We start from the raw sequence: 1,382 nt of genomic DNA, 5'->3' as shown, positions 1-1,382 counted from the left end.
AAAAGACTACGGGTCGCCGGCGTATTGTCGTGTCTGCTTCTAATTCTCCACATACAAAGAAGCGATTTTTTAAAATTTGTGTACCAGAAAAACTTCGAAGGGAAATTACAAATTGTAAACTTATAACTTTAATTTTAACTAGACATATAATATACATTATGCGTCTATACTTCTCGTTTTTCTTGTGTTATACTCGTCATATAAGATGATTTTTATCCGCGATTTAAGTCGAATTTTTCTCTGCTAAACTCGTCGTATAAGATAGGGGGTGATCAAGATGTTGCACGAATATGAAATGTATTTGCGAGAGAAGGGATTTTCCCCAAACACCATGATCTCCTACCTCAATGATGTGAATCAGTTTTTAAAAGACTTGCACCTTCGTCCGGGCGATTACGTCACGCCAGCCGATATTCGCAAATGGATCCAACACATGTTAAAACCAACCGAAGGAAAGTCATTGGCGATCTCGACGATCAACCGGCGATTGAATTCGCTGCGGCGGTTTTACGCTTGGGCGGTCGAACGCCGCTACATGGAACAAAATCCGATGAAGGGAATTCGAGACTTGAAAACGGCGGATGAAGATCACGAAAAAATTATGTGGCTGACGGAAGAGGAGTTTGAGGACCTGTTGCATCGGATGCGCCAAACGCCGGTTCACAGCCGCGGCGTTGATCCGGAAGAAAAGTACCGGCGCGATCGGGCGATTGTGTACCTGTTTGTATATGCCGGTCTTCGGGTCGAGGAGCTCTCCAATCTCAAATTGACGGATATTGACCTGGACATGAAGCGCCTCCGGATCGTTGGCAAAGGGATGAAGGTGCGGACGGTGCCGATCTCGAACATCCTCATGGCCGAACTTCAGGATTGGCTAGCGTTTCGCGCGGAAATGGCGAAGAAAAAGCCGCATGTGGCGGCGTCGCCCTATGTCTTTTACAGCCAACGTTCACCGAAGTTTTCCGTCCGGGGCATTCAGCGCATGGTCGAAAGCTACAGCCCGCCGGATAAAAAGCTCACGCCCCATATGTTCCGCCATACGTTCTGCAAGTGGATGTTAAAGGCGACGAACAACGATATCGAGAAAGTGCGGCGACTCGCCGGCCATAGCAATATCGCCACCACGTCCCGATACTTAAAAGACAGCTATAGCGACCTGGCGGATGCGGTGGAGGCGTTGCCGAAATTCTAACATATGCTGCTTTAGGATTTAAATTGATTACAAAAAGAAGATGGGCCAACCTTAACTTTAATAGGCTGCCCATCTTCTGCTTTTTCGTTGTCAACGGCAATGAAGGACCGTTCTTTTTTTAATTAAACATTGTTTTTACTTCTTTCCAGGATTGAATATAAATATAATCGGGGTGTGAGTAAAATATTTG

At 45.8% G+C, this 1,382-nt stretch carries 1 protein-coding gene; it reads left to right on the top strand.

What is annotated here, in order from left to right; translation table 11 throughout:
- The first annotated feature begins 277 nt into the window (after positions 1 to 277).
- The gene (locus VU18_RS16945; protein WP_047758650.1) at positions 278 to 1,192 is read left to right on the top strand and encodes a tyrosine-type recombinase/integrase; all 915 of its coding nucleotides are present in this window, start codon (positions 278 to 280) and stop codon (positions 1,190 to 1,192) included.
- The last annotated feature ends 190 nt before the right edge of the window (positions 1,193 to 1,382 follow it).

This window comes from Geobacillus sp. ZGt-1 (assembly GCF_001026865.1).
GTDB lineage: Bacteria > Bacillota > Bacilli > Bacillales > Anoxybacillaceae > Geobacillus > Geobacillus thermoleovorans.
Note: the sequence above shows the minus strand (reverse complement) of the source record. Positions and strands in the feature narration are given on the sequence as shown.